This window comes from Sphingomonas sp. CCH9-E2 (assembly GCF_001557215.1).
Taxonomy (GTDB): Bacteria; Pseudomonadota; Alphaproteobacteria; order Sphingomonadales; family Sphingomonadaceae; genus Sphingomonas.
Window position 1 is genome coordinate 1 of sequence record NZ_LSJM01000075.1, and the last position, 22,716, is coordinate 22,716.

The following is a 22,716-nucleotide window of genomic DNA, read 5'->3' on the forward strand; positions in this document are numbered from 1 at the left end:
GATGAGCTTAATGCACTAACAAACCAATCGGTCCACTCGGTGGGGGCAGACCAACCCCGCGCTGGCGAGCCATGTCGGCAAGTCGCTGAGTACCCTCGAAGTTGCCGTAGGTGTCGTACAGACCGTTGGAGAGGTAGAGCGCCGGATAGTGAGGCCCCGCCCGTTCGATCAGATCGAGCGGCGAGACGCGCCGCCACTCCGCATCGCTAGCCAAATACTTCCGTGCCATAAGCAAAACGCCGAACACGATCTTGGGGTTCGCACCCGTACGCTCCGCCGTCGTGCGGATCGTAGACAGCGATGCGAACGGCGAGGATGCATATACGCCGGGGCATAACGCCGCCACCTTGGCGAACCGCGATGGGTAGGAGAGGCCCGCGACCAGGACGTTGAGCCCGCCCATCGACTCGCCCATCAGCAGGCGGCGGTGCGGGCGCCCGACCTTGGCCTCGATCGCCGGCAGGCGCGTCATCAGATCGTCCAGCAAGCCGCTGTCAGCCTTTTCGCCCTTGGGCGTCAGAATCCAGGTCGATCCGTAGGACAGGGTGACGACGGTGGGCGGCAGCGCCCGGCTACGCTGCCATTCGCCCTGCAGCATCGCGGTCAAGTAGGTGTCGTCGTTCCAGATGCGTTCGTCCAGGTTCCGACCGTGCAGATGATAGACGATGTCGCCGTTGGAGCCCCGCCGGTCCCGGTTGACGCAGTAGCGGAACGGGCCCGCCGTCCCGCACGCCTGTTCCGCCGGGACGAAGGACACCTTCTGGGCACCTCGCGTCTTCGTGATCTCCGTCCATGCGTAGTAGATCGAAGCGGCGACGAGGATCGCGAGCAGCCAAGACCGGTATGGGCGCTTGAGTATCGAGCTGGCCGCGCGGCGAGGGCGGCCGCCCGTGTGGGCGTCGGCCATTCGGATCAGGCCGCGCCGACGAGCAGATGGCGATCGAGCGGCGTCGTTTCGGCCTCGCCGGCCGCCTGCGCGTCCACGCCGACTCCTGCTCCCGTCAGCTTCGGCAGCGCCAGAAGGCTCAGGGCATAGCCGATGATCGCGCTTCCGCCGTAACCCACTATCGGGGTCGGGTAGTTGCCGAGGGCGGCAGCCATGATCCCGGCAAGCCAGACGAACCCGAAGGCGGCATAGGAGTCGCGATTCGCCGGATCGCGGCGCCAGCCGACGATCGCAGGAACGAGGAGCAGGGCCGAGCCACCCAGTACCGCCGCGCCGGCGGCTGCGTGGACGTCGAAGGACGAGTAGAGGATCTGGTCGACATAGGGGACCGCCGCCAACGTGTCGGCACGGACCAACGTCGCGGCGAAGCTGGCGACGCTCGCGCCGAGCGCCGCGATGAGGTGCCTTTCGGGGCGCATGACCGCGAGGACGCCCAGACCCGCCGCAAGCATTCCGGCCATCGCACGGTCGGGCTGGATCGCCATCGCGGCGGCGGCGACGATCATGCCCGCCGTCGCGAGCGCGTCGCGGCATCGCGCGAACGCTACGACCATCAGGGGCAGCAGGATCAGGCTCGGCTGGATGGACAGCCCACCGAGGCGTACCCACCGCACCGCGCCGTCGACGTCGTCGCCGAGCAGGGCGGTAGCCAGCAGCGCACCCGCCATCGCCGCGATCGTCCCGCCCGCCCACCGCGGGCCCGCGAGCATAACGCGGCCGACGAGACCCAGCAGCGTCATGCCGATCGCCAGCGCGACGAGGTTGATGCCCAGGTAGCGCGCGGGAGCGCCGGCGACCCCCATGTAGGCGAGGCCCAGCGCGACCGCGGCGGTTGCGCACGCGATACCTATGGCGCGGGGGCGACGCGCCGCGCTTTCGTGAAAGTCCATGGTCGTTAGTCCTTCGGAGGAAAGGGCGCCTTCGCCGATCAGCGAGGCGAAGGGGCGGAGCAGATACGACGCGAGCACGCGTGGTATGAGGCCGAACACACTGTCGAGCGCGAACAGCAGCGCCTTGGTATCGTTGGAAATCTCCGCCGTTTCGCAACGGATGGCCCTTCCCCATGATTGCAAGGAGGGAGGTAGCGTGGCTTGCAGAGCGCGACAGGCAAGATCGGCAAGGCCGCGCCGACGTCCAACGCTCATATTGTCGCCTCCCGCTGGCCTGAAGCCGGTGACGCCGATTGACCCGGAGGATTGGCGTGGGCGAGCTGCACCCCGCTGGCCGTCAGTCGGTAGGCGTGCCGCGGCGGTCGTCCCCTCTCCAGAGGCTGTTGCCATTCCGCTTCAAGATAGCCCTGCGCTTCCAGACGGATCAGGAGGGGGTAGAGCGTGCCGGATTTCACACCGGCGAGCCGCGCCAGTTCATAGCCGTGAGACCATCCGTCACGTGCGTCGAGCAGGACGGCGAGGATCATCCGGGCTTGGGGTGAGAGCGCGCGTGTTCGAGACATGCGCCATTAAGTCTACCTAGATAGCTTTATAGTCAAGCTCTGATTAGATCGTGTCGGTGCCGCTCGGATCAGCCTACCTTCTCACTGTAATGGTTTGAGAAGCCTTCTTCAGTCCCCGCTTCCCGACCGCTTGCAGGAAAGCAGGGCGCTGAAGCAACGGCGCTTTTCGCCGTGAGCTTTGTGTCACAACCGGTCGGTTCTGACACGCGATCCCGATGCACGGTAGCCTGCCCCTCCGTCGGTACCACAATCGTAGGTCAGAATGTCCGCTTCCGGGCAGGCCCGGGCGCTCGCTGAGCGACCAGCATTGGGGCGCAAAGCGGTCGTCGCCGGCTATCGCAACACCTCGACCTTCAGCCCTTTCACCTTCACAGCCCGCCACGACTTATCGGCGGTGAGGGCAGGGCGCTCCAGCTCCCGTGCCTGCGCGAGGCACGCCCGATCGCCGAGCGACAGCCCGAGGCTGGCGGTCGACGCCCGCAGCCGGCATGACGCTCGGCTACCAGCTATTTATTGCTCTGTTGCTTCTCCTGCCCGGCATCGTCGGGTGGGTATGCGTTCGAGCCGGTTCAACCGATGACCTCCTGAGCCCCATGCCCGACCGGCAAGGCTCAACCACCACATTGGCTGCGATCGTGCTCTTCGCATGCCTCGGGCATCTGTTGGCGGCCATGGCCATCGACCTCAACAGTCGGGTCGCCGCCACCTGGCGTCACCTCAAGGTTTGTGCGCCAGACAACGATTTGGCAGACATAATGCGAACATCGGCTAATTAGCGAGCTTGAGGCGCGACATGGGATCGTTGAGCTGGCGGAATTCACCGCCAGGCGGACGCTCCGCCTGCCCTCAAAGGCAGCCGCCGGGCAGGCTACGCCGCGGGGTACGATGCTACTGACATGGCCAAGCCTTCGCTAACGAGCGTTCAGCTCCGGCCACCATATGAACACTCATAAAATAGCTATTCTGCTCCGCCCAGCGTAAATATGCCGCGCGCAGCGCCGATCGGTCATAGCGTGGAGCGCGGCATTCCGCTTTTCGCGCGACGATCATCATGTCGAGCACGCCTTGGAGGTAAGCGCCGCATCGCGGCTCATTCGCTTGACAGCTTACGAACAACGCCGAGCCCGTCGCCGACGCGGGTTCGGTTTGGCCGATCGCACTATCAGGCAGGGCGGCCAAAGCGGCGCATAACAATATCCATCGTCTTGGCCGCATTTTCGTCTCCTATTCCGCAGTATCATTTCGGAAGGGGCGCACGGCCCTCGACGGCCGGCGCCCCGTGCTGATCCATCATTCGCGGCCGAGCACCTGGCCTTCGGGCGTGACGAACAGTTCGATCGTCTTTCCGTCGCTGTTCTTGCCCTTGATTTCATAGAGCGTGCTTCCGTCCGCCTTTCGGGTGACTTGCTCCGCTTTGCTTATTGACGCGAGTTGCGCGCGTGCCGCGTTCATCGCGGCCTCGGGCACCTGAGCAAGCGGGATGTCTCGTTCGCTGTGCTTGCCGATTATCCGGTTTTCGTTCGCCTCGTGGTTTTGCGCGATCGCCACGCCCGCGATCGCCAGCGCGGCCGCGCCCACGCCTGCGACAACAGTGAGAGTTCGTTTGCTAGCCATGTTCCATTCCACTTCCTGCATAAGGGCCGTGGGGTCGGGCGGGCGGCGGTTACGGCCCAATGAGCCGTCGTCCGAGTTCAACTCCTCTGATTGTTCATCCTGTCGAGCGCCGCGCGCAGCCCACGGGCGAGCTTGGCTGCGTCGTCGTTGGCCCAGAAGTGCATGAAGAACAGCCGCGGCTCGTCGTTTAGCATATGATTATGCAGCGCCGTGACCTCGATCCCGTTCGTCCGCAGCACGCGCAGGACCGGATCGACCTCGTTTGCGACAAGTACGAAATCGCCGGTGATGGCGGCTCGGCCGTCCCCGGTTGGCTGAAAGTTGATCGCGGTCGCCGTGCCCATCGTCGGCGGAGTCTCCATATCGCCGTCCATCAGCCGCTCGGCGCGCGGAAAGCTGTATTGGAGGATGCCACCGGCCGTCTTGCCCTCACCGCCCATCAACCGGTTGAGCGCGGCCACATCGAGGTCGAGCCGCGATGCGGCTGCGCTGGCCGAAGGCGATTGCGGCGCGGCGAGCGGGGTCCGACTGGCTGATAGCGCTTGCCGGAGCGCGGCCGCGAGCTTCACCGGGTCGCCGTGGCCGGCAATGTGCATGTACATGGTCGCAGGCGAAGAGCGGAGCAGGTGATTGTGGAGCGCGGTGATCGTAAAACCGCTTGCGAGCAGGCGGCTCAAAACGGGGTTCACCTCGTCGTGGGTCAGCACGAGATCGCCCATCACCATCGCCTCGTCGCCCATCGGCTGAAACGCCGCCCAGGAACCGAGCGCGAGGGAGGGCTTGATCGTCACCCCATCCAGCGTGACGCTCAGGTCCGAACGCGGGAAGCTGTAGCGGTAAACGCCCCCCGGCTGTTCGGCCCCCGCTCGTCCTATCGCCCGGTCGACAGCCGACCAGTCCGGCGCTGCCCATGCCGGGCTTGCCAGCAGGAGGCTGGCGAATCCCAAGGCGATGGTCTTTTTCAGCATAATTGATCCTTCATCAGCGCACTCGACACGGAAAGCCTCACGTCATGCGAGCGCGCCGCCGGCGAGCCGCGACATTGCGCTCCGGTTTCTTTCTTCGGGATAAGCAGTCCTATGCTCATGAGGCTTGTGATGCAACCCTTACACTTGTAGGCTAGTGACGATACAACTATGACAAACACACAAGCTTCCCCTTGGTTGCTCCTGATCCCGCAGCTTCCGGCTAAGCCTGCCTATTTGCGGGTGAAGGTCTGGCGGCGTTTGCAGGCGATCGGGGCCGCGCCGCTCAAGAACGCCGTCCATGCGCTCCCCAATCGCGAGGACACGCGCGCGCTGTTCGAAGAACTGCATCGCGAGATCACCGAAAATGGCGGCGAGGCGCTGATCCTCGAAGCGCGCCTTGTCGGCGGCATGGGCGATGCGGAGCTGCGCGGAGTGTTCGACGCTGCGCGTGACGCCGACTATGAGGAGTTGGCACGCGAGGCGCGCGCGCTGTGTGAGGGCGAGTATGTCGCGGCGGCGGATGTGGGCCGCCTGCGCAAACGCCTGAACGAGGTCGCCGCGATCGACTTTTTCGGTGCGCATGGTCGGCAGGCGGCACAGGCCGCCATCACCGAGGCGGACCGCCGCTCTCACCAACATCCCGATGTGAGCGGCCCCAGTGCGCCCGAGCTGACCCCGGCGGAGCTAAAGCGCCGCGTTTGGGTGACGCGCCGCCATGTCCATGTCGATCGCATCGCGTCCGCCTGGCTCATTCGCCGCTTCATCGACCCCGAGGCGAGCTTCAAGTTCGTCGAGGGCAAAGGATATGTGCCGGAGCCTGACGAACTGAGGTTCGACATGGCGGACGCTGAGTTCACCCACGAAGGCGACCGCTGCTCCTTCGAGACCTTGGTGTTCCGCACCGGTCTCGAGACCGACCCCGCGCTGCGGGCGCTCGGCGAAATTGTTCACGACCTTGATATTGCCGATGCTCGGTTCGAGCGCCCGGAAACTCCGGGAGTGAGCGCGCTTATCGCCGGCATCTGTGCCGGCACCGACGACGACGAGGAGCGGATCGCGCGCGGATCGACCGCGCTCGACGGATTCTATGCTCACTTCACCCGGCGAAAAGAGGACTAAAGATGGAGGCCAGCGCACGCGCTGAAATCGCAGTCGAGACGCTGCACGAGCACGGCATCAGCTTTGGCGAGGCGGTGCGCGTCTGGATCAGGGTCGCGCTGCTCAGCTTCGGCGGACCGGCGGGCCAGATAGCGGTGATGCATCGCATCCTGGTCGAGGAGAAGCGCTGGATCGGCGAGGAGCGGTTCCTCCACGCGCTCAACTATTGCATGCTGCTGCCCGGCCCTGAAGCGCAACAGCTAGCTGTCTATATTGGCTGGTTGCTCCATAAGACCAAGGGCGGCCTGGTCGCGGGCGCGCTATTCGTGCTGCCCGGCTTCCTCGCGATTTTAGGGCTCAGCTATGTCTATGTGCTGCTCGGCGAAGTGCCGCTGGTCGAGGGATTGTTCTTCGGATTGAAGGCCGCCGTGCTGGCGGTGGTGCTACAGGCGGTGGTCCGGGTGGGTTCGCGTGCCTTGAAGAACAACGTCATGCGCGGTTTTGCCGCGCTGGCGTTCGTCGCGATCTTCGTGCTCGACGTGCCCTTCCCGCTGATCGTGCTTGCCGCCGCGCTGATCGGCTTCTTCGGTGGCCGCGCTGGTTACGCCGCATTCAAGGGCGGCGGCGGACATGGTCCCGCCGGCGCTGAGATAGTCCACGACCGCGACACCGCTCTTGGCGAGGGCCTTCCCGACCATGCCCGGCCGAACCTCTCTTGGTCGCTGCGCATCTCCGGCGTCCTGCTGCTGCTCTGGCTCGGGCCGGTCGCAGCGCTGCTGTTCGCGTTCGGCCCCGACGACGTGTTCAGCCGCATCGCCACCTTCTTCAGCCAGATGGCGGTGGTGACCTTCGGCGGCGCCTATGCGGTGCTCGCCTATGTCGCGCAGGAGGCAGTCGAGACCTATGGCTGGCTCCAGCCCGGCGAGATGCTCGACGGGCTCGGCATGGCCGAGACCACGCCCGGGCCGCTGATCATGGTGACGCAGTTCGTCGGCTTTCTGGCAGCCTTCCGCGAGGCCACCGGACTGCCGCCGCTCATCGCCGCGACGTTGGGCGCGATTCTCACCACCTGGGTCACTTTCCTGCCCTGCTTCCTGTGGATCTTCGCCGGCGCGCCGTTCATCGAACGCCTGCGCGGCAACCGCGCATTGTCGGCCGCGCTTTCGGCGATCACCGCCGCAGTGGTGGGTGTCATTCTCAATCTGGCAGTCTGGTTCGGGATTCACACCTTGTTCGGGCAAGTCCGCGAAGTGCCGTTCGCGGCCGGCGCCATCGATCTCCCAGTCCTGACGTCCGTCGACTGGCCCGCGTTAGCGCTGGCGGTGGGTGCGATCCTCGCCATGTTCCGGTTCAAGGCCGGCATGCTGCCGGTGCTCGGCGTCTGCTCCGTCCTCGGGGCCGCATATGTAATGATCATCTGAAGGGAGTGACGTGTGACGATCGACCAATTTTCCCGACGCAGTGCAATCGCAACTCTTGGCATTGGAGCCGCAGCCATGACTATGAACGAAGCCTCGGCGCAGACGCCGACCGCAGCGCCGACGAATGTCCTCGCATTCGCCGGCAATCATCAGATCAAGCCGCTCAGGTTCGATCCCGCCAGGCTCCACGGCCTCTCCGAAAGGCTGATCACATCGCACCACGAGAACAATTATGCCGGCTCGGTCAAGGCGTTGAATATGATCGAAACACGCCTTGCCGCCGCGCTCGCTGACCCGGACCTACCGCCGGTGGTCTATGGCGGCCTCAAGCGCGAGGAGCTGCACCGCACCGGCTCGGTCGTGCTCCATGAAATCTATTTCGACGGGCTGGGCGGCAACGGTCAAGCAGCCGGCTCGATCCGCGACGCGCTGGGCGCGGCGTTCGGCTCGTTCGACCGCTGGGAGACCGACTTCCGCCGCACCGGCATGAGTCTTGCCGGCGGATCAGGTTGGTGCGTGCTCGTCTACAATCTCCACACCCGCTCGCTGCACAACCATTGGGCGTGGGATCATATGCACGGCGCAATCGCCGGCGTGCCGCTGCTGGCGCTCGATATGTACGAGCATAGTTTTCACATGGATTACGGCACCGCCGCCGCCAAATACGTCGACGCCTTCTTCCGCAACATCGACTGGGAAGTGGTCGACCGCCGCTATGCCGCGGCTTTGCGCGGCGGCGGCTGACCCGTCCGCCGAGGATCAACACCCACTTCTGCGCGACACCTGAGTTGGCGACCACAAAGGGGGCAGGTCCGATGGGAGATGCAACAGTGACATCCGGCCCGAACATCGCTCTTCTTTGGCGCGGACAAGCGGCCGAGTGGACGCATCGCTTTCATGAAGCTCGGCAGTGGCCGATCGTTCAAGCCTTGCGGTCGTTCGGGGCGACCACAAGGCCTGTACTGTACAGAGACGAAGCGGTTCGCGACATTCGTGACGAGTTGCTGTCGTTCGACGCGGTGCTGGTCTGGGTGAATCCGTTGGACATTTCAGGCGACCGCTCGGTGCTCGACCCGATGCTGCGCGAAGTCGCGGCGTGCGGCGTTGTCGTCAGCGCGCATCCTGACGTGATCGCCAAAATCGGCGTCAAGGAAGTGCTCTACACAACGCGATCCATGGAATGGGGCAGCGATGTCGATCGATACGTGGACGCTGAAGGCCTTCGCGCTCGTTTCCCCGAACATCTTGCCGCAGGCCCGCGCGTGCTGAAGCCGAACTACGGCAACGGCGGCAGGAATGTATGGCGTGTCCAACTAGACGAAGCGGGAAACGCTCCGGCTTTGAAAACGTCGGTGAAAGTTCAAGAGGCCCGCCAAGGAAGCAAATCGGAGCGCATCAGCCTAGCCGAGTGCTTGGAAAGGTGGGTGCCGTTTCTAAACGACGGCGGCGTGCTGATCGATCAGGCTTATCAGCCGCAGCCGTCCGAGGGCATGGTCCGCTGCTACGTGTGCGGGCACCGAGTGGTTGGCTTTGGGCACAACCTGATCACTGCGCTGATGACGCCAACGGCCATTGATACAACGTCGTCAACCCCACAGCCGATGGGCCGCGCCATGTTCGGACCGGAGGTGACGCGCTTCGCAGCCTTACGGAAAGCGATGGAGGATCGCTGGATTCCAGAGATGCAAAGGTTGCTGTCGATCGCCGACCACGATCTTCCGCTTCTTTGGGACGCCGACTTCCTATTTCGCCCTGGTGAAGCCATCAGCGATGGCTCCTATGCGCTTTGCGAGATCAATGCTAGTTCGGTTGCACCATTTCCGCCAAGCGCCGTCCAGCCAGTCGCCGCAGCGGCAATCGGTCGCGCTCTTGCCATTCGTTTGACGAAGGAGACCTCCAATCCTCATTGATATGATTCAAGCAATTCAAGAGACGTGACATTGGTCGTATCAATCAGACAAGCCTAAGGGTGAGCGAGGCTGGGTGAAACCGGCTCAGGTGGCAGCGCGGAGATACTGGTAGAGGGTTTCGCGACTGATCCCCAGGTCACGGGCGATGACGGCCTTGCGCTCGCCGTCATCAACACGGCGGTGCAGCTCGGCGACCATTTCGTCGGAGAGGGAACGTTTCCGCCCGCGATAAGCACCGCGTTGTCTGGCGACCGCAATGCCTTCGCGCTGCCGCTCCCGGATCAGGGCGCGCTCGAATTCGGCGAACGCACCCATGACCGAGAGCATCAGGTTGGCCATCGGGGAATCCTCGCCCGAGAAGGCCAGGCTTTCCTTCACGAACTCGATCCGGACGCCTCTTTTGGTGAGGGACTGAACCAGTTTGCGCAGATCGTCGAGATTACGCGCCAATCGATCCATGCTGTGGACCACGACGGTGTCACCCTCGCGGGCGAAGGCGAGCATGGCATCGAGTTCGGGGCGGTTGATGTCCTTGCCCGATGCCTTGTCGGTGAAAATCCGGTCGAGCGACTGCCCGTCCAACTGGCGATCGACATTCTGATCGAATGTGCTCACCCGGACGTAACCGATCCTCTGGCCTTTCATCGCCGCCTCCGGTCAAAATGTCAGGTTGAATTCTATGACACGGCGGAACATGCGTCAATAAATGCTTGCCATAACCCTATCCTGACAGAAACCGCCGCTGCATCCTGACGTCCGGTTAGGCTATACTCCAAGCTGACATCACAAAATCAAATCCCTCAAAGATGGCGTCAATTGCCTTGATGGGGTAAAAACTGGAGTGCTTCCAGGATGGGACATTCGGCAACGTCATCTCCAGTGCATCTGGCTAACGTGGTCGCCAGCGTCACCTCTATCTTCTGCAAATCTGCAATGCGGCGGCGGACATCTTCAAGGTGGAGTTCGGTTCTCGCCATAACCTCCGCGCAGGTTTGTGCACCGGTATCGGTGAGCGACAACAATGACCGTATCTCATCCATTGCATAGCCAAGGTCGCGCGCGCGCAGGATGAACTGCAACCTTTGCACCAGTTCCGGCGAATAGACGCGGTAGCCGTTGGAACTGCGAGGCGGCCCCGGCAGCAATCCCACCTTCTCGTAATAGCGGATGGTTTCGAGATTGCAGCCTGTTTTCCGGGCAAGCTGGGCACGCAAGATGCCGACCTGTTGCTCCATGAAAATACCTCTTGAGTCTGTAGTGGCTACAGAGCCTACATTGCGAATCACTCAGTTGGAACAAGGGATTCAAGCCATGGTCTCAACGCCGGAAGCGGGACAGCCAGCCCTCACCGAAAACCACGAGCCGAAGCAGGCAAACTGGGTTGCGGCGGGCGCATTGATCGGCGCGGGGCTCGCCTCGGCTTGCTGCGTCGTCCCGCTACTGTTGGTTATGCTCGGAATTTCCGGCGCGTGGATCGCCAACCTGACGGCGCTCGAACCTTACAAGCCCTATGTCGCAGGCGTAACGCTCGCGCTGCTCGGCTACGGCTTCTGGCATGTCTATTTCAAGCCGAAACCGCCCTGTGAAGACGGTTCCTACTGCGCTCGTCCACAATCGGCTTGGACCACCAAGGCGGTGCTGTGGCTGGGCCTTGCCGTCGCCATCCTGGCGCTCACCATCGACTGGTGGGCACCCTGGTTCTATTGAAAGGAAATACCCATGAAAAAGACAGTATGTATCGCTATGGCCGTGCTGGCTATGGCTGGCGGCGGGGTCGCCTATGCAGTTAGTGGCACGGCGCAAGATCGCCCCGCGGCTACCGCAACCGCTCAGAAGCAAACCACCTTTGCCATAGAGAACATGACCTGCGCCACCTGCCCGATCACCGTGAAGAAGGCGATGGAAGGCGTCGCCGGGGTAACGGCGGTCACGGTCGATTTCGCAGCCAAGACCGCGCGCGCAACCTATAACCCGCGCCGCACCAATGCTGCTGCGATTGCCGCTGCATCAACCAACGCGGGTTATCCGGCGCGCGCTATTCAAAACTGAGCGGGGCGCCGCCAGCGCCTCAAGAAAGCGATAAGCAATGAACGACTGTTGCAACCGCCCCGGGCAGGAAGGATTTGACGTGGCCGTCATCGGCGCGGGTTCTGCCGGGTTCTCCGCCGCGATCGCCGCTGCCGATCTGGGCGCGAAAGTGGCGCTCGTCGGTCACGGCACGATTGGCGGCACCTGTGTCAATGTTGGCTGCGTTCCTTCCAAGACGCTGATCCGCGCCGCCGAAGCGGTGCATGGTGGGCTTGCCGCCGCGCGCTTTCCCGGCCTTGGGGGCGCTGTCCAGATGGATGACTGGTCCGTATTGGCGGCGTCGAAGGACGATCTTGTCACGACGCTGCGCCAAAAAAAATATGTCGATCTGCTGCCCGCCTATGACGGTGTGAGCTATATCGAGGGCAAGGCACGCTTTGCCGATGGTGCACTGATTGTCGGCGATGCGCCCATGAAGGTCGGCAAGGTCATATTGGCGATGGGTGCGCACGCCGCCGTGCCGCCGATTCCGGGGATGGACAGCGTGCCCTACCTAACCAGCACATCGGCGCTGGCGCTGGATCGCTTGCCCAAATCGCTGCTGGTGATCGGTGGCGGGGTGATCGGGGTAGAACTGGGACAGATGTTTTCGCGTCTGGGCGTTGATGTCACCATCTGCTGCCGAAGCCGCCTGCTCCCCGAAATGGACCCGGAAGTGAGTGCCGCGCTGAAAAACTATTTGGAAGCCGAGGGCGTGCGGGTTTGCGCAGGTGTCGGCTATCAGCGTATCGCCCAAACACAGAGCGGGGTCGAATTGACCTGCGAGGGGCATTGTGACACCGTCGCGGCGGAACAGGTGCTCATCGCCACCGGACGCCGACCCAATAGCGACGGGCTTGGGCTGGAGGAGCGCGGCATAGTGCTTGCCCGTAATGGTGGAATCGTCGTCGATGACCACCTCGAAACGTCGGTTCCAGGCATTTACGCGGCGGGCGATGTAACGGGACGGGACCAGTTCGTCTACATGGCCGCCTATGGCGCAAAACTGGCCGCGCGCAACGCGGTGACGGGCAACCAATACCGCTACGACAATTCCTCCATGCCATCCGTCGTCTTCACCGACCCGCAAGTCGCCAGCGCCGGCCTCACTGAAACGACAGCACGGGCGCAAGGCCTGGACATCAAGGTTTCGCTGCTCCCGCTCGATGCTGTGCCAAGGGCACTGGCAGCACGCGATACGCGGGGTCTCATCAAACTGATTGCCGACAAGGCGAACGACCGTTTGCTGGGCGGCCAGATCATGGCACCCGAAGGCGCGGATTCGATCCAGACACTGGTGCTGGCGATCAAACACGGCATGACCACCCTGGAATTGGGTGCAACGATATTTCCTTACCTGACCACTGTGGAAGGCCTCAAACTGGCGGCCCAAACGTTTGATAAGGATGTCGCCAAACTGTCTTGCTGCGCCGGGTGATTGCTCGGGGATCAACCGGCAACGAATGGCCTCCCTCCAGTGCAAGCCGCTTTGGTGTCAATTTTGTTATTCGCCTCAGCGGGAGAGCAAAATGGCACGACGCCGACTTCTGACCGGAGACGAGCGCCGGCGCCTGTTCGATCCTCCTGTCCAAGAAACCGCGATCATTGGGCATTATACCCTTTCTGCGGAAGATGTTGAATTGGTTGGGCGCCGCTATGGTCCAGCAAATCGCCTCGGTCTGGCTGCACAAATCGCTTTGATGCGACATCCCGGCTTTGGTCTGCAACCCGAGATCGGGCTTCCCGACGTCATTCTTCAGTACCTCGCGGCACAGTTATTCGTCGATCCTTCCTCCTTCTCTGCATATGGTCAGCGCGCGCAAACCCGTACCGATCATGCCGATCTCGTGGCGCGTTATCTTGGCATACGCCCGTTTCGACGTGGCGACCTGGCACTTGCCCTGAATCTTGCCGCGCAAGCCGCCGAGTATACAGACAGAGGTGAACCGATTGTTCGCGCCCTCATGGTTGGCCTGAAGGGTGAGCGGTTCATTCTTCCGTCAGGCGACACACTGGAACGCGCCGGTCTTGCTGGCCGGGCACGCGCACGCAAAGCTGCCGCAGCCGCAATCGTCGAAGGCCTCAGCTCTGCTGAACTGACACGGCTAGACGAACTCGTAATCAACAACCCGGATTTCGGCATGACACCGCTGGCGTGGTTGCGTAATTTCGAAGAAGCCCCGACTGCGGCCAATATCAATGGCTTGCTTGAGCGCCTGCGCTATGTTCGCGGCATAGGTATCCACCCGGTAGTTGGGGGCGCCATTCCGGAATTCCGCTTTGCCCAATTTGTCCGCGAGGGCGGCGTGGCACCGGCATTCCTGCTTTCGGATTACAGCGTCAATCGCAGGCGGGCGACGTTGACGGCCGCAGTGATCGACCTTGAGGCCAGACTTGCCGATGCCGCGATCCAAATGTTTGACCGACTTATCGGCGGCATGTTCACGCGCGCGCGGCGTGGGCGCGAGCGTCGCTACCAAGATAGTATTCAGTCGGTGGGGCAACTCATGCGGCTGTTTGGCGCCACGATTACAGCACTTGATGAGGCTGTCCAGAATGGCGGCGATCCGCTCGAATTGATTGACGAAGCGGTGGGCTGGCACCGGCTTGTTGCGGCAAAGGCCCAAGTAGATGCCCTTGCTGATCTTGCCGGCGAGGACGCACTGGTAACGGCAACCGAGCGTTACGCCACGCTACGGCGTTTCAGCCCGGCATTTCTGGACGCCTTCACCTTCAAGGCGTCTGGAACAGGGACGGCACTGATCAAAGCCATCGATGTCATTCGCGATGCGAACACACGAAAGTCGCGCGACCTTCCCGATGGCGTTCCACTGCCATTCCCCAATCGGCAGTGGAAGCGTCTCATCACCGAAAGCGGCCGTATCGACCGCCGACGTTATGAAATTGCGATCATGGCAACCTTGCGTGATCGTTTGCGCGCCGGTGATGTATGGATCGAGGGAACCCGCAACTATCAGCGCTTCGATGCCTATTTGCTGGGTCGGCGCGACGCCGCCAAAGTGGCGGATGTGCTTCCGTTCGATTCAAATGCTGCATCCTACCTCGCTGACCGGGCACGAAATCTTGACTGGCGGCTGCGCCGATTTGCCAAGCAGTTGAAAACAAACAAGCTTGAGGGAGTGTCGCTCGAACGAGACCGGCTCAAGCTTCAGCAAATGCCGCCTGTCACCCCACCGGAAGCTGAAGCCCTCGATCGCAAGCTCGATACCCTGCTTCCCCGCGTGCGCATCACCGAGCTGCTGCTTGAAGTCGCCGAACGCACTGGTTTTTTGAACGCATTCCGTGACCTGCGCTCAGGCAAGGAGCACGACAACCCCAGCACGGTACTCGCCGCAATTCTGGCTGATGGCACCAACCTCGGGCTGGAGCGGATGGCCAATGCCAGCGAAGGCGTCAGCTATGCCCAACTCGCATGGACCCACAACTGGTATCTTTCACCCGAGAACTATCAGGCCGCGCTGGCCATGATCATCTCAGCCCATCACGAATTACCCTTCGCGCGGCATTGGGGCGCTGGCACCAGTTCGTCGTCCGATGGCCAGTTCTTCCGGTCGGGGCGGAGCCGTTCAGGGGCGGCGGACGTCAATGCCAAATATGGCGCCGAACCTGGCGTGAAAATCTATTCTCACCTTTCCGATCACTTCGCATCATTCGGATCACGGATCATGTCCGCGACGGCAGGTGAAGCGCCTTACGTGCTCGACGGGCTTGTCCTGGGCGCCGGCAACCTTCCGTTGCATGAGCACTATACCGATACCGGCGGCGCCACCGATCATGTTTTCGCACTCTGCCACCTACTCGGGTTCCGCTTCGCGCCCCGGCTGCGCGATATTGGCGACCGCAAGCTGGGTTCGATCGCTGCGCCATCGACATACAAGGGCATCGAAAATCTGATGGGCCGCACCATCAAAACGGCAGCGATCGAGGCCGATTGGGATGACATCGTCAGGATTGTCGCCTCAATCAAGGATGGCACGGTGGCGCCGTCAGTAATCTTGCGAAAACTTGCCGCCTACAAACGCCAGAACAGGCTGGATTTTGCATTGGCTGAACTGGGCCGTATCGAGCGCACTTTGTTCACGCTCGATTGGCTTGAACAACCGGAACTGCGACGTGCCTGTCAGGCCGGTCTCAACAAAGGCGAGGCGAGGCACACGCTTGCCGCCGCCATCTATACCAACCGGCAGGGTCGGTTCACCGATCGCTCGCTGGAAAATCAGGAATTTCGCGCATCTGGGCTGAACCTGCTGATTGCGGCGATTTCCTACTGGAACACGGTCTATCTCGACCGGGCCGCCCAGCACCTCAACGCTGTCGGCACGACGTTCGATGCGGCACTGCTTGCGCACCTTTCTCCGATGGGCTGGGCGCACATCAGTCTGACCGGCGATTACCTCTGGGAGCAGGCCAGGCGACTTCCAGCAGGTGAATTCCACCCACTCAACGAGCCAATGGCGCGGTTGAAGCGTGTAGCGTAGCCCATGTTCCGCTTATGTCCGAGAAATCGTTGTCTGGCGAACAAAGCTTGAGGTGACGCCATCTAGGAAGAAAGCGCATGAGCCGGGAGAATACCGGCCCATGCTGATTCAGGGCTTATTTCTGATCAAGAAACGTCGTTGCTTGTTGCAGGAATAGCTCCGGATACTGGTAGAAGGAACCGTGATTGGTGTCCGGATAGACTACGAGTTCGGCATTCGGCAGATTGTCCTCCAGCTTATATGAATTGCTGGTGTAGTGGATCAGATCCTTGCTGCCACTGACGATCAGAACCGGCTGCTTGATGCTCTTCAGATAATCGTTCGAATTTGCCGACGGTGTGCCCCAGGCTGCGAAGGCGGCGACCTGCGCACCGTATACATCGGGACCGGGATTTGCATCGCGATCGACCGTGCGCAGACGAATGCGGTCTAGGAATTTCTGACCTGCTGCCTGGCTTGCCAGCGTCGGGTTGAAGAACGTCGTCAGCAGGATGGTGTCTGCCGGTTCGTATTTCTTCGTCAGCATCGCCTGGAACTCCGGCGTCAAAGTTGCCATGCCGTCGCCGCCGCGCGGCGCGCTACCGATAAGGATCACCTTGCGGACGAGATCCGGACGCTGAAAGGCGACCTCCTGCGCGACGAGGCTGCCCAACGAGAAGCCCAGGATGTCGGTCTGCTTGATGTGCAGCGCTTCAATCAGGCCGATACCATACTTCGCCATGCCTTGAACCGTGTGAGGAACCTGGCCCTCCGAGCCGGCAACGCCTGCATTGTCAAAGATGACGACCTCGCGGTTCTTGGAAAAACCGTCCGTGATCATCGGATCCCAGTTGTCCATATTGCCCAGGAAGTGCTGGAAGAAGACCAGCGGAACGCCGCCCTGTTTGCCAAAGCGTCGATAGGCGAGACGGGTGCCATCGACCGTTACAAACTGCGTTTTAGCGAATTGATGTAACGAGCCGCCGACGACACTCGTCTTGGTCGACTTGGCGAGAGCAGCGGTGGGCGCGATCTGAGACGTGAGAACGGTCGCGGCTGCCAAGCCGAGAGCGACCGCAAGACGAACCAAGTTTTTTGATAATGTAGGATGCATCGGACCTGTCCTTGTTAAATTCCGTTGAGTTGAGGATGTGAGCGGCGGAGCGAGGTCAGGCGTTCGAAAACCCGAGACATTCGTCCCTCTCTATAGAGTGCTTGATCGCATGATTACCTATCGATAGATAGGTGATCACGTTCTATTTGGGTGGCTGGTCACCTGTCAAGCCTATCAATCGATAGATTGGTTATCTTGGAGGGCGCGCTTAAGAGAACAAGCCCAGGGCCTTGTAGGCGGCAATGATACGATCGAAGACCGCCACGTCCCCGCGACCACGGGCAACGAGTTGGGCGCCTTCTATCGCGGCGTAGATTGACAGTGCTTGCGCTTCGAGCTTCTCGTGAGAGGTTTTGGGGTGTCTCTTCGACAGCATTTTCGTCAGCCACCGCGCGTTCACTTCTCCGAAGCGGTTGACTTCAGTCAGCACAAACGCCGGAAGATCGGCCGATTCAGCAGCCATCATCCCGCAGAGACACATCCGGTTGTCTTGCTCGAGAGCTGCCCGATAGACACTGATATACGCGTCGATCATACGATCGTGATCGCTCTCCGACGCTTCCAACGACTGGAAAAAACTCACGGCCTGATCGGTATATTCTTTCGCGAGAGCCGCTGCCAAATCGCCTTTTGTCGGGAAATGGTAGTGAACGCTCGCACTTTTGACGCCAACCTCTTTAGCAATTTCCCGAAAGCTCAGCGCGTTGTAACCGTGCGCCTGAACCAGGGCACGGCCAAATTTCATGATGGCGTTGCGGGTGTCGGTAGGTCCATCGGAACTCATAAGGATGTGATACTACCTATCTTCCGATAGATCAAGTTCCGGCAGATAGTCTTCGGTTTCGATTCACAGCGCATTATCTTTTTATTCGATTTATTGGGCAGCTATCCCCGCTTGTGATGATCAATCGTAGCTTCCCGCTGAGTGGCGGGCTGGGCCCGGCTTTGGCATCCGACACGTTCGCAGATCCGACGAGATCCCGATGGGCGACTTTTATCCGTGATTCGTCAGATACTGACCAAGAGCGCGAAGGGGTGTCGATTATTCCCGGAAATCTTCGACATCGTGAATCTCGCCTGAGCGAACGACCGTGCGCTGGAACCGCCGCCGACATCCGGCGGCCCCCCAGCACCGCACGGAGCTTCGATCATGGCCGAAAGCACAACCGTCCAAGTCCCTCCCCGCTATTTGCGCACGCCCGAGGCAGCACGTTTCCTCGGTCTGTCCGGCCGCACCCTCGAAAAGCACCGCACCTACGGCACCGGCCCGGCCTTCAAGAAGCTCGGCGGCCGCGTCGTCTACGCGATCGCCGACCTACAGGCCTGGGCCAACCGCGGCACCAAGAACTCGACCGCTGACAGCGACGCGATCCTGCCGGCGAAGCGTCACGAACCGACCGGCGCGGCAGGCAGCCACGCGCCACAGCGCTGAGCAGCCAGCGGATGTCGGCGCGCCATCACAGAAGTGAACGCGAGCAGCTCGATCTCTTCCGGGCGCTGCCTGGCGATCTCGCGCCGCGCGACGCGCAGGACCTGATGGCGTACCCGTTCTTTGCGCTCGGCAAGTCGAAGCGGCTGGCGCCGATCAACTTCAAGGCCGGCTCCATCGTCATCCGCGTCGAGGCCGTCCCCGAGCACGGCATGGCCACCATCTGGGACGCCGACGTGCTGATCTGGGCGGCCTCGCAGATCGTTGAGGCGCGCGACCACGGTCTTCGGCCGTCGCGTCTGATGGCGACCACACCCTACGAGATTCTGCAGTTCATCGGCCGCGGCGTCAGCCTGCGGGACTATGACCGGCTCAAGGCCGCGCTCGACCGTCTCCAGTCGACAACAGTGGCGACGTCGATCCGCCAGCCGACCGAACGGCGACTGCACCGCTTCTCCTGGATCAACGAGTGGAAAGAGCGCGCTGACGCACGCGGACGTCCGCTTGGGCTCGAACTGATCGTGCCGGACTGGTTCTACGCCGCCGTCCTTGACGACGCGCTCGTGCTCACGATCGACCGCGACTATTTCGGCCTGACGGGCGGACTGGAGCGCTGGCTTTACCGCCTCGTGCGCAAGCACGGCGGCAAACAGGAGTTCGGCTGGAGCTTCGATTTCCCGCATCTGCACGCCAAGTCCGGTTCGCTCTCGCCGCTCAAGCACTTCGCCTACGACCTGCGCGACATCGTCCGCCGCCAGCCGCTGCCGGGCTACCGCCTGACCATCGAGCAGTGCCTCGGCGCGCCCGAAATCCTCTCCTTCAAACCCATCGACCCGCACGCGCTCGGCATCTCTCGCCAGCGCCGCCGCTCGACCATGCACCCTGGGGATAAGCTGTGAATCGTCTCGTGCTATCAGGGACCGGACTCATCGTGCCATCGAGGACCCGATCCTCGTGCTATCGGGGACCGGAATCGTCGAATCCGCTCGCTGAATCAGCAACTTGCGAGCCTCGTAACTTCTCTAACCTAGATTCCTTCGGAATCTTTCTAACGCAAACCGCTTTTTGCGCAGTTGTGGACGAGTCCCCGATCACCGGGAGACCGTCATGATCGTCGCGCTCCTCAACCAGAAGGGCGGCGTGGGAAAGACGACGCTGGCGCTCCATCTTGCCGGTGAATGGGCACAGCGAGGGCAGCGCGTCACGGTCATCGACGCCGACCCGCAAGGCTCTGCGCTCGACTGGTCGCAGCAGCGGACGCGCGAGAACCTGCCGCGGCTCTTCGGCGTCGTCGGCCTGGCGCGCGACACTCTGCATCGGGAAGCGCCCGAGCTGGCGCGTGATGTCGACCACGTCATCATAGACGGTCCGCCGCGCGTCGCCGGGCTGATGCGCTCGGCGCTGCTCGCCGCCGACCTAGTGCTGATCCCGGTGCAGCCGTCGCCGTTCGACGGATGGGCGAGCGCCGAAATGCTCTCGCTCCTCAGCGAGGCCCGCATCTACCGGCCGCAGCTCGCCGCGCGCTTCGTGCTGAACCGCTGCGCTGCGCGCACCGTCATCGCCCGTGAGACGGCCGAAACGCTTGCCGACCATGATCCGCCGCTGCTCGCATCGACGATCGGCCAGCGGGTCGCCTTCGCCGACACCGCACAGACTGGACGGCTCGTCAGTGAGCTGGACGCCGACAGCCCGGCCGCGCGTGAGATCGCCGCACTCGCCACCGAGATCGCGAGGATCGCGCCGTGACCGTGTCCTCTCCGAAGCGCGGCTTCGCCAGCCGACCGGGCGATCCGGAAAGCTGGATCAAGTCAGCCGACACGCCCGCCGCCCGCGTCACCGACGCCAACGCGTTCACGGCCAGGCTCACCATCGACGTGACCACCGAACAGCGGGCGCGGATCAAGATCGCCGCCTTCCAGCGCGGCGTCACCGTGGCCGACATGCTGCGCGAGCTGCTCGCGCGCGAATTTCCAGCCACCGAAGGAGACGCGACATGACCGGCCCCGGCGCCACCCATGCGCGCGGCGAACCGAGACCGACCACGCCGCCGCCAAACATCCTCACCGAAGTCGAACTCACCTGGATCGAAAAGCGCGTCGAGAACTGGATCAGGTTCGGCCGCGAGGCCGGCGAGCAGATCCTCGACCGTCGGCGGCGCGTGCTGCGCTTCGCGCCGGACAGCGTGTTCGCCTTCGTGCGCTGGGCCGCCAACGACTTCGGCACCGTCGCGTCCACTCTCGACGTGCTGCGCGCCACGCTGCCGGTGGAGCCGCGCCAGACCGTTCCCTTCGTCCGTCCCGGCGCCGATGTGCTGCTGAAGGTCGAAGGCTGGCCGAAGGTCGAGCGCGTGCTGCAGATGATCGACGCCATCGAGGCGATCGGCGTCGATCCCGCCGAGGTCTCGATGGATCACTGGCGCCACATCCACAACCGCATGGCCGCCGGCCATCAGCCGCGCACCTACACGCACGACCATCACCGGGCGTTCCTCCTGCGTCGGAGGGTCGGGTCATGAGCCGCTTCGGCTACGTTATGGTCACCTATTTCATGACCATGGGGATCGCGATCGCTTCGTTCGTCGAGTTCCCCAAGACCTTCATCTGGAACGCCTCGGCGAGCACACCGATCGGGCTCTATCGCATCGACCACCCGCGTCACCTCGCGGTGACCGATCTGGTCGCCGTCCGCGCGCCCGAGGCATTCGCCGACTTCATGGTGGAGCGCGGCTATATCGGCCGCGGCGTCCCGCTGATGAAGCGCGTCGCGGGCCTTCCGGGACAAGAAGTCTGCCGCCGCGATCACGCCATCACGGTCGATGGCGCGCCGATGGGCGACGCGCTCGACCGCGATCATCTCGGCCGTCCGCTGCCCGACTGGCAGGGCTGCCGCCGCATCGCCGGGGGCGAACTCTTCCTGATGAACTGGGCCGTCCGCGACAGCCTGGACGGGCGCTATTTCGGGCCAATGCCCGTCGGCGCCGTCATCGGCCGGGCGCTCCCGGTCTGGACCGATGAAGACGGCGACGGCCGCTACGTCTGGGGCGCGCCGACCCACTGAGTTTCCGCGTCCACCCCAAACCAAAGGAGACCACCATGACCCAGATCGGACAATTCACACGCACCCGGAGCGGTTATGCCGGGCGCATCCTCGCGCTCGGCATCGACGTCGAAGCCGTCTTCGTTCCCGCCGAACCCTCGGACGCCGAGAACGCGCCGGACTTCCGAATCCTGCTCGGCAGCGAGGAAGGCGTCGAGGTCGGCGCCGGCTGGAAACACGTCGGCGAACGTGCCGGCGACTACGTCTCCGCGCAGTTCGACAGCCCGCTTTTCCCCCGGCCGTTGCGCGCCAACCTCTTCCGTTCGAACGACGAAGGTTCCGCCTGGGGCCTGCACTGGACGCGCCCGACCAAGCCGCAGAGGGAGGACTGATCGGTGCGCGCTCCGCAGCAGCAGCGGGGGCAGCACCAGGGCGGCGCGCGGCGAACCCGCGCCGCTCACCGGCTGCTCCTCCTTCTCCTTTCCGGCCTGTCCCTGGCCGCCGGGCTGACGTCGCACGGCTTCGCGCAGTCGGTGCCGCTATCGCAGCCCGAGGCAGGCGGCCCGTTCGCTGCCTTCGTCGCGGAGGCCTCGCAGCGTTTCGGCATTCCGGTCGCCTGGATTCGCGCCGTCATGCGGGTCGAAAGCGCCAACGAAGTGCGTGCCATCTCGCCCAAGGGCGCGATGGGGCTGATGCAGATCATGCCCGATACCTGGGCAGAGCTGCGCACCCGGTATCGCCTCGGCACGGACGCCTTCGACCCGCGCGACAACATTCTCGCGGGCACGGCGTATCTGCGCGAACTCTACGACAAATACGGCTCGCCGGGCTTCCTCTCGGCCTACAACGCCGGGCCAGGACGCTACGAGGAATTCCTCGCCGGCGGTCGCGCATTGCCTGCGGAAACGCGCGCCTACGCCGCCCAGCTCGCCCCCCTTGCAGGCGGCGAACCAACGGCGGCCACCGTCACTGTTGCCGTCGCCGATCCACTGGCCTGGACGCGCGCACCGCTCTTCATCGGTGCGGCCGAACGCGTCTCGGCGGCGGCTCCAGCGCAGTCCGAACAACAACCGCGCGACACCGACACCGCAGTCCGGCCGCGTGACGCTGCGGCAGAGGCAGCACCGGCCGGCGGCCTCTTCGTCTCCCGGCGAGACCCTGCAGGTCCCCGATGAGCCGGTT

Annotated in this window: 27 protein-coding genes; 17 read left to right on the forward strand and 10 right to left on the reverse strand. The window is 63.0% G+C overall.

Going from position 1 to position 22,716, the window contains the following annotated elements; translation table 11 throughout:
- Positions 1 to 7 precede the first annotated feature (7 nt).
- Genes AX681_RS04205 through AX681_RS21270 form a run of 3 tightly spaced genes read right to left on the reverse strand, consistent with a single transcriptional unit; the run spans position 8 to position 2,363 of the window.
- Positions 8 to 907 carry an alpha/beta hydrolase-fold protein gene (locus AX681_RS04205; protein WP_066659800.1) on the reverse strand — a complete coding sequence of 300 codons (900 nt, stop codon included), beginning with the start codon at positions 905 to 907 and terminating at the stop codon, positions 8 to 10.
- Positions 908 to 912: 5 nt separating this feature from the next.
- Positions 913 to 2,091: a hypothetical protein gene (locus tag AX681_RS22345; RefSeq protein ID WP_196490289.1), complete on the reverse strand. Its 1,179-nt coding sequence runs from the start codon at positions 2,089 to 2,091 to the stop codon at positions 913 to 915.
- On the reverse strand, positions 2,088 to 2,363 hold the full coding sequence (locus AX681_RS21270) for a PadR family transcriptional regulator (protein ID WP_230959640.1): 276 nt from the start codon (positions 2,361 to 2,363) through the stop codon (positions 2,088 to 2,090). The genes AX681_RS22345 and AX681_RS21270 overlap by 4 nt, the downstream gene beginning before the upstream one ends.
- Positions 2,364 to 2,887: 524 nt before the next feature.
- Between AX681_RS21270 and AX681_RS04220 the strand changes: the two genes are divergently transcribed.
- Positions 2,888 to 3,175 (forward strand): hypothetical protein, encoded by a 288-nt coding sequence (locus AX681_RS04220; protein ID WP_062342959.1) that lies wholly within the window; start codon positions 2,888 to 2,890, stop codon positions 3,173 to 3,175.
- A 112-nt stretch (positions 3,176 to 3,287) separates the two neighbouring features.
- Here the strand turns inward: AX681_RS04220 and AX681_RS23545 are convergent, their stop codons facing one another.
- The 3 genes from AX681_RS23545 to AX681_RS04230 all read right to left on the reverse strand — a co-directional run bounded on the left by AX681_RS23545 (position 3,288) and on the right by AX681_RS04230 (position 4,981).
- Complete coding sequence (locus AX681_RS23545; protein ID WP_223178489.1) at positions 3,288 to 3,614, reverse strand: Rap1a/Tai family immunity protein; 327 nt, start codon at positions 3,612 to 3,614, stop codon at positions 3,288 to 3,290.
- 75 nt (positions 3,615 to 3,689) lie between these two features.
- Positions 3,690 to 4,094 (reverse strand): PepSY domain-containing protein, encoded by a 405-nt coding sequence (locus AX681_RS04225; RefSeq protein WP_228165648.1) that lies wholly within the window; start codon positions 4,092 to 4,094, stop codon positions 3,690 to 3,692.
- Positions 4,091 to 4,981, reverse strand: coding sequence for a DUF1259 domain-containing protein (locus AX681_RS04230; RefSeq protein WP_066659794.1), 891 nt, complete (start codon positions 4,979 to 4,981; stop codon positions 4,091 to 4,093). Before AX681_RS04230 ends, AX681_RS04225 begins: the two co-directional genes overlap by 4 nt.
- 168 nt (positions 4,982 to 5,149) lie before the next feature.
- On the opposite strand from AX681_RS04230, the gene AX681_RS04235 reads away from it, so the two are divergent.
- The 4 genes from AX681_RS04235 to AX681_RS04250 all read left to right on the forward strand — a co-directional run bounded on the left by AX681_RS04235 (position 5,150) and on the right by AX681_RS04250 (position 9,410).
- Positions 5,150 to 6,100 carry a chromate resistance protein ChrB domain-containing protein gene (locus AX681_RS04235; protein ID WP_171008566.1) on the forward strand — a complete coding sequence of 317 codons (951 nt, stop codon included), beginning with the start codon at positions 5,150 to 5,152 and terminating at the stop codon, positions 6,098 to 6,100.
- Positions 6,101 to 6,102: 2 nt separating this feature from the next.
- The gene (gene chrA, locus AX681_RS04240; protein WP_062342956.1) at positions 6,103 to 7,500 is read left to right on the forward strand and encodes a chromate efflux transporter; all 1,398 of its coding nucleotides are present in this window, start codon (positions 6,103 to 6,105) and stop codon (positions 7,498 to 7,500) included.
- 75 nt (positions 7,501 to 7,575) lie between these two features.
- Positions 7,576 to 8,244: a superoxide dismutase gene (locus AX681_RS04245; RefSeq protein WP_171007877.1), complete on the forward strand. Its 669-nt coding sequence runs from the start codon at positions 7,576 to 7,578 to the stop codon at positions 8,242 to 8,244.
- 86 nt (positions 8,245 to 8,330) lie between these two features.
- Complete coding sequence (locus AX681_RS04250) at positions 8,331 to 9,410, forward strand: Cj0069 family protein (protein WP_197421910.1); 1,080 nt, start codon at positions 8,331 to 8,333, stop codon at positions 9,408 to 9,410.
- An 84-nt stretch (positions 9,411 to 9,494) separates the two neighbouring features.
- Here AX681_RS04250 and AX681_RS04255 read toward each other — a convergent pair whose 3' ends face one another.
- Together AX681_RS04255 and AX681_RS04260 are read right to left on the reverse strand one after the other, a co-directional pair.
- The gene (locus AX681_RS04255) at positions 9,495 to 10,055 is read right to left on the reverse strand and encodes a recombinase family protein (RefSeq protein ID WP_017184234.1); all 561 of its coding nucleotides are present in this window, start codon (positions 10,053 to 10,055) and stop codon (positions 9,495 to 9,497) included.
- A 167-nt stretch (positions 10,056 to 10,222) separates the two neighbouring features.
- On the reverse strand, positions 10,223 to 10,645 hold the full coding sequence (locus tag AX681_RS04260) for a MerR family transcriptional regulator (RefSeq protein WP_014072603.1): 423 nt from the start codon (positions 10,643 to 10,645) through the stop codon (positions 10,223 to 10,225).
- Between the two features lie 76 nt (positions 10,646 to 10,721).
- Here AX681_RS04260 and AX681_RS04265 point away from each other — a divergent pair, with 76 nt between their 5' ends.
- The 4 genes from AX681_RS04265 to AX681_RS04280 all read left to right on the forward strand — a co-directional run bounded on the left by AX681_RS04265 (position 10,722) and on the right by AX681_RS04280 (position 15,976).
- On the forward strand, positions 10,722 to 11,117 hold the full coding sequence (locus tag AX681_RS04265; protein WP_014072602.1) for a mercuric transporter MerT family protein: 396 nt from the start codon (positions 10,722 to 10,724) through the stop codon (positions 11,115 to 11,117).
- Positions 11,118 to 11,129: 12 nt separating this feature from the next.
- Positions 11,130 to 11,459: a heavy-metal-associated domain-containing protein gene (locus tag AX681_RS21275; RefSeq protein ID WP_004213249.1), complete on the forward strand. Its 330-nt coding sequence runs from the start codon at positions 11,130 to 11,132 to the stop codon at positions 11,457 to 11,459.
- A gap of 79 nt (positions 11,460 to 11,538) precedes the next feature.
- The gene (gene merA, locus AX681_RS04275; RefSeq protein ID WP_021222959.1) at positions 11,539 to 12,915 is read left to right on the forward strand and encodes a mercury(II) reductase; all 1,377 of its coding nucleotides are present in this window, start codon (positions 11,539 to 11,541) and stop codon (positions 12,913 to 12,915) included.
- A 91-nt stretch (positions 12,916 to 13,006) separates the two neighbouring features.
- A complete protein-coding gene (locus AX681_RS04280) occupies positions 13,007 to 15,976 on the forward strand; it encodes a Tn3 family transposase (protein ID WP_014072601.1) in 2,970 nt (989 codons plus the stop codon).
- Positions 15,977 to 16,091: 115 nt separating this feature from the next.
- Here AX681_RS04280 and AX681_RS04285 read toward each other — a convergent pair whose 3' ends face one another.
- Positions 16,092 to 17,069, reverse strand: a complete 978-nt coding sequence (locus AX681_RS04285; RefSeq protein ID WP_082734813.1) for an alpha/beta fold hydrolase — start codon at positions 17,067 to 17,069, stop codon at positions 16,092 to 16,094.
- A 208-nt stretch (positions 17,070 to 17,277) separates the two neighbouring features.
- Positions 17,278 to 17,853 carry a TetR/AcrR family transcriptional regulator gene (locus tag AX681_RS04290; RefSeq protein ID WP_062348312.1) on the reverse strand — a complete coding sequence of 192 codons (576 nt, stop codon included), beginning with the start codon at positions 17,851 to 17,853 and terminating at the stop codon, positions 17,278 to 17,280.
- Positions 17,854 to 18,219: 366 nt separating this feature from the next.
- Between AX681_RS04290 and AX681_RS04295 the strand changes: the two genes are divergently transcribed.
- From AX681_RS04295 to AX681_RS04330, 8 genes are all read left to right on the forward strand, one after another.
- Positions 18,220 to 18,501 (forward strand): helix-turn-helix transcriptional regulator, encoded by a 282-nt coding sequence (locus AX681_RS04295; RefSeq protein WP_058457592.1) that lies wholly within the window; start codon positions 18,220 to 18,222, stop codon positions 18,499 to 18,501.
- Positions 18,502 to 18,512: 11 nt separating this feature from the next.
- Positions 18,513 to 19,397, forward strand: coding sequence for a replication initiator protein A (locus tag AX681_RS04300; protein WP_058457591.1), 885 nt, complete (start codon positions 18,513 to 18,515; stop codon positions 19,395 to 19,397).
- A gap of 208 nt (positions 19,398 to 19,605) precedes the next feature.
- Positions 19,606 to 20,244 (forward strand): ParA family partition ATPase, encoded by a 639-nt coding sequence (parA, locus tag AX681_RS04305; protein WP_058457590.1) that lies wholly within the window; start codon positions 19,606 to 19,608, stop codon positions 20,242 to 20,244.
- On the forward strand, positions 20,241 to 20,495 hold the full coding sequence (locus AX681_RS04310; protein WP_058457589.1) for a ribbon-helix-helix protein: 255 nt from the start codon (positions 20,241 to 20,243) through the stop codon (positions 20,493 to 20,495). Before parA ends, AX681_RS04310 begins: the two co-directional genes overlap by 4 nt.
- Positions 20,492 to 21,013, forward strand: a complete 522-nt coding sequence (locus AX681_RS04315) for a DUF2840 domain-containing protein (RefSeq protein WP_058457588.1) — start codon at positions 20,492 to 20,494, stop codon at positions 21,011 to 21,013. Before AX681_RS04310 ends, AX681_RS04315 begins: the two co-directional genes overlap by 4 nt.
- Positions 21,010 to 21,555, forward strand: coding sequence for a S26 family signal peptidase (locus AX681_RS04320; RefSeq protein WP_058457587.1), 546 nt, complete (start codon positions 21,010 to 21,012; stop codon positions 21,553 to 21,555). The genes AX681_RS04315 and AX681_RS04320 overlap by 4 nt, the downstream gene beginning before the upstream one ends.
- Before the next feature lie 35 nt (positions 21,556 to 21,590).
- Positions 21,591 to 21,926, forward strand: coding sequence for a DUF736 domain-containing protein (locus AX681_RS04325; protein ID WP_058457586.1), 336 nt, complete (start codon positions 21,591 to 21,593; stop codon positions 21,924 to 21,926).
- A gap of 3 nt (positions 21,927 to 21,929) precedes the next feature.
- Complete coding sequence (locus AX681_RS04330; protein ID WP_058457585.1) at positions 21,930 to 22,709, forward strand: lytic transglycosylase domain-containing protein; 780 nt, start codon at positions 21,930 to 21,932, stop codon at positions 22,707 to 22,709.
- The last annotated feature ends 7 nt before the right edge of the window (positions 22,710 to 22,716 follow it).